At 70.1% G+C, this 6282-nt stretch carries 5 protein-coding genes and 1 pseudogene; all 6 read left to right on the top strand.

The annotated features are described in order from the left end of the window. Positions 1–1739 (top strand): proteasome ATPase (gene arc / locus IY392_RS11280; protein ID WP_228549304.1); only part of this gene is annotated, 1739 nt, incomplete at its 5' end. Continuing rightward, a complete protein-coding gene (gene dop, locus IY392_RS11275) occupies positions 1736–3253 on the top strand; it encodes a depupylase/deamidase Dop (protein ID WP_194861265.1) in 1518 nt (505 codons plus the stop codon). The genes arc and dop, both read left to right, overlap by 4 nt. Before the next feature lie 53 nt (positions 3254–3306). After that, complete coding sequence (locus IY392_RS11270) at positions 3307–3483, top strand: ubiquitin-like protein Pup (RefSeq protein ID WP_107756448.1); 177 nt, start codon at positions 3307–3309, stop codon at positions 3481–3483. A gap of 6 nt (positions 3484–3489) precedes the next feature. Then, positions 3490–4896 carry a Pup--protein ligase gene (pafA, locus tag IY392_RS11265; RefSeq protein WP_194861264.1) on the top strand — a complete coding sequence of 469 codons (1407 nt, stop codon included), beginning with the start codon at positions 3490–3492 and terminating at the stop codon, positions 4894–4896. 10 nt (positions 4897–4906) lie between these two features. Continuing rightward, positions 4907–5875 (top strand): YafY family protein, encoded by a 969-nt coding sequence (locus tag IY392_RS11260; RefSeq protein ID WP_194861263.1) that lies wholly within the window; start codon positions 4907–4909, stop codon positions 5873–5875. After that, positions 5872–6282, top strand: a pseudogene (locus IY392_RS11255) (WYL domain-containing protein); the annotation flags it as partial. The gene IY392_RS11260 and the pseudogene IY392_RS11255, both read left to right, overlap by 4 nt.

Here is a 6282-nt window from a genome sequence, read left to right as displayed (position 1 = left end):
GAGGATGTCGTCCGCGAGTCGGAGGGCGGGTGATCGAGGTGACCGAGGGACGTTCCCCGGGCGAGCGGGGCGGCGACAGCGTGACGCTGGACCGGGCCGAGCTCGCGCGACTGCGCGACGCCGTCGACGAGGGTGCGCGCACGGACCGCGAGAAGTCGGTCAAGATCGACGCCCTCGGCGCCCGCAACGTCCGACTCGCCGAACTGCTCAAGGAATCCCGCGATGAGCTGCAGGTCCTCAAGGGCGAGGTCGAACGGCTCGGCACGCCCCCGAGTACCTACGGAATCGTGCTGCAGGACCCCCTGGACGCCGATACCGCGGAGGTCATGGCGGCCGGTCGACGGATGCGTCTGACCCTGGCGCCCGGCGTCGACCCCACCGTCCTCGCGGCGGGCGTCACCGTCCGACTGAACGAGGCGATGACCGTCATCGAGGCCTGCACCGGCCTCCCCGTCACCGGCGTCACCGCGGTCTTCCGGGACGTGCTGGCCGACGGGGTGCGGGCCCGGGTGGTGATGGGTAACGACGAGGAGCACGTCGTCCATCTGGCGTCCGGTCTGCGCGGAGGACGCACCGCCGACCACCCGGCGCCGGTGCGCCCGGGCGACGCGGTCCTGGTGGACCCCAAGGCCGCCGTGGCGTTCGAGGTCGTGCCCAAGGCCGAGGTCGACGAGCTCCTGCTCGAAGAGATCCCGATGGTCGAGTACTCCGACATCGGTGGTCTCGGCGCACAGATCGAGCAGATCCGCGATGCCATCGAACTGCCCTTCGTCCACCATGAGCTCTACCGCGAGTTCCATCTCGCCCCGCCGAAGGGGGTGCTGCTCTACGGCCCTCCCGGGTGCGGCAAGACCCTGATCGCGAAGGCGGTCGCGCACTCGTTGGCGCTGGCCTCGGCGACGTCGCGGGGGGAGGACACCAGCAACGGCCGGTACCCCAACTCCTACTTCCTCTCCATCAAGGGTCCGGAACTGCTCAACAAGTACGTGGGCGAGACCGAGCGGCACATCCGGTCGATCTTCGAGCGGGCTCGGGAGAAGGCGACCGAGGGCAACCCGGTGATCGTGTTCTTCGACGAGATGGACTCCATCTTCCGCACCCGCGGGTCGGGCATCTCCTCCGACATGGAGACCACGATCGTCCCTCAGCTCCTCGCCGAGATCGACGGGGTGGAGGACCTGCGCAACGTCATCGTGATCGGCGCCTCCAACCGGGAGGACATGATCGACCCGGCGATCCTGCGCCCGGGCCGACTCGATCTCAAGATCCGGATCGACCGCCCGGACGCCGACGCCGCGGCCGACATCCTCGCCAAGTACATCACGCCGGATCTACGGTTCGATCCGGACGAGGTCGGTTCCGCGGGCGGCGAGGAGCATGTCCGCGGCCTCATCACCCGGATCGTCGACCGTCTCTACACCAGGGACGAGTCGACCACCTACGTGCATCTGGTCCACGCGTCCGGCCGACGGTCGTCCCTCCATCTCGCGGATCTGACCTCCGGGGCGATGCTGCGCAACATCGTGGACCGGGCCAAGAAAATCGCGATCAAGGACATCGTGCACGGCACCGGACAGGGTCTGACGACCGACGATTTCCTGGACGCCGTCGACGCGGAGTTCGCGGAGAACACCGATCTGCCCAACACCTCCAACCCGCAGGAATGGGCGCGTCTCGCGGGGGTCCGGGGAGAACGCGTGGTCGAGGTCATCGTGCCGCACAGGGAGGACGAGCGGTGACCCCGACCGGGCGGGACGCGTCCGACGAGGTCGCGAGAGGCCGGGTGATCGGGACCGAGATCGAGTTCGGCATCGTCGCCGTGGGTCAGCCGCTGCTCAGCTCGGTGGTCACCTCGACCCAGGTGGTCAAGGCGTACACCGACCCGGGCGAGGTCGCCGGGACCGCCGATGCGACCCGGTGGGACTACGGGTCCGAATCGCCCCTCCGCGACGCCCGCGGCTTCGATCTCGGCTCCGCCCGCGCCTACGATCCGAGCGAGTTCGGGGTGAGCAACCGGGTGCTCACCAACGGCGCGCGCTTCTACGTCGACCACGCACACCCCGAATACTCCTCTCCCGAGGTCGATTCCCCGATCGACGCGGTGATCTGGGACAAGGCGGGGGAGCGGATCATGCACCGGGCCGGTCGTGAGTCGTCCGCCGTCGACGGCAACGCCGAGCTCAAGCTCTACAAGAACAACGTCGACGGCAAGGGCGCGTCCTACGGCGCCCACGAGAACTACCTCGTGCGTCGCGAGGTCGACTTCGACGAGCTCTCGATGAGCCTGGCGCCCCATCTGGTCTCCCGCCAGGTGTTCTGCGGTGCCGGGCGGGTCGGCATAGGTCAATCCGGGGAGGAGCCCGGTTTCCAGATCTCCCAACGCGCCGACTACATCGAGGTGTTCACCGGTCTGGAGACCACTCTGCGCCGCGGGATCATCAACACCCGCGACGAACCGCACGCCCCGGACGAGACGTGGCGCCGCCTCCACGTGATCCTCGGCGACGCCAACATGGCCGAGCTCGCGACGTACCTGAAGATCGGCACCACCTGCCTGGTCCTGGACGCGATCGAGGCGGGGATCGACCTGTCGGACCTGGTCCCGGTCGACCCCGTCGAGGCGGTACACACCATCAGCCACGACCCGTCCCTCACCGCCACCGTCGCACTGCCCGACGGCCGGGCGCTCACGGGGATCGGCCTCCAGCGCGAGATCCTCGGCCGCGTGTCGGACCTGGTCGGCGACGGCACGGGGCGCCCGGGGTGGGCCGTCGAGGTCCTAGCCGAATGGCGGCAGATCCTCGACGCACTCGAGCGGGACCCCATGTCGTGCGCCGATCGGCTGGACTGGCCGGCCAAACTCCGCCTCCTGGAGGGGTTCAGGGCACGCGACACCCTGGGATGGGACCACGCACGCCTGGCCCTCATCGACGTCCAGTACCACGACATCGACCCGGAGCGGGGACTCTACAACCGCCTGGTGGGCAAGGGTGCCATGCGCAGGATGGTCACCGAGGCCCGCGTCGAGGCCGCGGTGACCACCCCTCCCGAGTCCACGCGGGCCTGGGCCCGGGGGCGCTTCCTGGCCCTGCTCGGTGAGCGCGTCCACGCTGCGGGGTGGGACCACGTCGTCGTCGTCGATTCCCGCGGTGACCACCGCCACGTGGACCTCGCCGACCCGTATACCGGGACCCGCGCCCACTGCGACGCGCACCCGGAGTTCCTCAGCCCCGACGGCCCGCTGCTCCGCTGAGCATCCCGCTCACACGGCCCGTCCCGTCCACACCACGACAGGAGAACCACCCGATGTCCCAGATCCAGAAGAACGCCGGCGGCGCAGGCGAGCCGGACGACGAGGCCGGGCAGGTCGCCGCGACCGCGCAGACCTCGTCCGCCGACTCACTGCTCGACGAGATCGACGACATCCTCGAGACCAACGCCGAGGAGTTCGTGAAGTCCTACGTCCAGAAGGGCGGGCAGTAGGCCGCCATGATCCGCCGCATCGTCGGGATCGAGACGGAGTTCGGGATCACCAGCGTCGGTGGCGAGGGTTCGCGCTCGCTCGGGCCCGACGAGATCGCCCGCTACTTCTTCCGTCCCGTCGTCGAACGCTGGCGCAGTTCGAACGTGTTCCTCGAGAACGGATCCCGCCTCTATCTGGACGTGGGTTCCCATCCCGAGTACGCGACCGCGGAGTGCGACGGTCTGGAGCAGATCGTCGCCCACGACAGGGCGGGGGAGCGGATCATCGACGACCTCGCCGTCCACGCCGAACAGTCGCTCGCGGCCGAGGGCATCGACGCCAAGGTCTACCTGTACAAGAACAACACCGACACCGCGGGCAACTCCTACGGCTCGCACGAGAACTACCTCCTCGACCGGTCGACCCAGGTCCGGAGCATGGCCACGACGCTGCTGCCGTTCCTGGTGAGCCGGCAGCTCATCTGCGGCGCCGGCAAGATCCTGCCCGGGACCCCGGCGGGCGTGGGCACCGCCGAGGACGGGGAGACCACCTTCTGCTTCTCCCAGCGGGCCGAGCACATGTGGGACGGTGTCTCGTCGGCCACCACCCGATCGCGCCCCCTCATCAACACCCGCGACGAGCCCCACGCTGACTCGACCCGGTTCAGGCGTATGCACGTCATCGTGGGCGATTCCAACATGATCGAGACCACGACCCTGCTCAAGGTCGCCAGCACCCGACTGGTGTTGGAGACGCTCGAGGCCGGCGTCCCGTTGCGCCCGATGGCGATCGCCCACCCCGTCCGCGCGATCAGGGAGATCAGCCGCGACCTCACCGGGACCCGGCCGGTCACCCTCACCGACGGCACCACGATGACCGCCCTGGAGATCCAGCGGGAGTTCCTGGCCGCGGTCCACCGCCACCTCGGTCGTGGCGGGTGGGAGCGCGACGACCGCCCCGTCGTGGAGAGGTGCGTGACCCTGTGGGAGCGGGTCCTCGACGCGATCGAGTCCGGCGACCACGACGCGATCGCCGGTGACATCGACTGGGCCGCGAAGCTGCGGCTCATCCGACAGGTCCAGGGCAGGACGGGGGTCGACCTGGATCACCCGCGGTTGGCACAGATCGACCTGACCTACCACGACATCCGGCCGGGACGCGGGCTGCACTCCGTGCTCGAACGCCGTGGTCTGGTCTCGCGGGTGGTGAGCGACCCGGAGATCGAACGGGCCCGGCGGATCGCGCCGGAGACCACCCGGGCGGCGCTGCGTGGCCGCTTCATCTCCGCCGCCACCGCGGCCCGGCGGGACTACACCGTGGACTGGGTGCATCTCAAGGTCGCCGAAGGCACCCTGCCCACGGTCGCGCTCACGGACCCGTTCACCGCCGAGGACCCGCGTGTCGACGGCCTGATCGCCGCGCTCGGCCGATAGCGTCCTGCCCGTGCCCACCTCCAAGTCCCAACGGCTGGTCAACCTCGTCATCTGTCTGAGGTCGACCAACGCCTTCCTGTCCGCGGGGGAGATCCGCAGGATGGTCCAGGGTTACGACGACTGCGAGAACGAGGCCGCATATCTGAGGATGTTCGAGCGGGACAAGCGGGAACTCCGCGAGGTGGGCGTCCCCCTCGAACAGGGAGCCTCGCTGGCGCCGGGGTCCCCGGCCGGCTACCGGATCCCCGCCGGTGGATACGAGCTCCCCGAGATCACCCTCACCCCCGAACAGGCCGGGGTGCTGGCCGTGGCCTCCGAGGTGTGGCGCGAGGGCGAGCGGGCCGCCCGGGCCGACGGGGCTCTGGCCAAGCTCACCGCCGCGGGTATCGACCCGGTGCACGACGCCGGTGCGACCGTGACGGTGGAGGACCCGGCCGAACTCGCGGTTGCCGCCGTCGTCGCGGAGGCGGTCGCGGAAGGCCGGCTCCTCACGTTCTCGCACACCCCTGCAGGGGAGACGGCACCGAGCGCCCGGAGGATCGAACCGTGGTGGACCGGGTCCCGACAGGGACACTGGTACGTGGTCGGTCACGACCTCGATCGCGGCGAACCCCGCACCTTCCGCCTGGTGAGGGTCTCGGACGTCCGGGTGGGCCAGGCCGGCCGGACCGTCCCGGTTCCACGGACCTCCGAGGTGCTGGCGCTCCTCGACGACGCCATCTCCCGCCTGAACCCGGTGGTCGAGGCCACCGTGTGGGCGGCGGACGGCCACGCCGCCGAACTCCGTGCGATGGCCCGCGACGCCGCATCTGCCGACCGGTTCGGGCGTGGGGGAGCGGACCTGGAGGTGTGTGCTCCGCTCGGTGAGCTGGCGTCGATGGTGGCATCCCAGGGCGCCGACGCCGTGGCCCTCCGGCCCGCCGAACTCCGCGATCGAGTCCTGACGATCCTCTCCGCCGCCGAGGAGGCCGACCGATGACCTCCCGTGCCGTCCCACTGGCGACGCTGCTCAGCGTCGTCCCGTACTTCCACACCCGGGGCGCGGTGCGCGTGGACGAGGCCGCGCGGGATCTCGGCATGACGGAGAAACAACTGCGGGACGCGCTCTGGCAGCTGTGGTCCTGCGGTCTACCCGGCTACGGGCCGGGTGACCTCATCGACCTCGCCTTCTCCTCGGAGGACCTGGACGACGCCGAACTGGTCGAGGTGACGTTCACCGCCGGGATCGATCGTCCCGTCCGGCTCACCGCGGCCGAGGCCGTCACCCTGGAGACCGGACTCGCGATCTTCCTCGATCATCCCGAGGTGGTCGACCAGACCGCCCTGCGTGATCTGCTGCGGACCCTCCGGACCGCGGCCGGCGTCGAGGCCCGGGCGGAGGAGCCC

It is taken from the genome of Dietzia sp. SYD-A1, from assembly GCF_015356725.1.
Classification (GTDB): Bacteria; Actinomycetota; Actinomycetes; order Mycobacteriales; family Mycobacteriaceae; genus Dietzia.
The sequence above is the reverse complement of the archived record's forward strand: the minus strand, read 5'-3'. Positions and strand labels throughout refer to the sequence as shown.

Excerpts from the sequence above, each read along its gene's own strand:
- pafA (WP_194861264.1), top strand. The coding sequence starts at position 3,490 with ATGATCCGCCGCATCGTCGGGATCGAGACGGAGTTCGGGATCACCAGC.
- IY392_RS11270 (WP_107756448.1), top strand. The coding sequence starts at position 3,307 with ATGTCCCAGATCCAGAAGAACGCCGGCGGCGCAGGCGAGCCGGACGAC.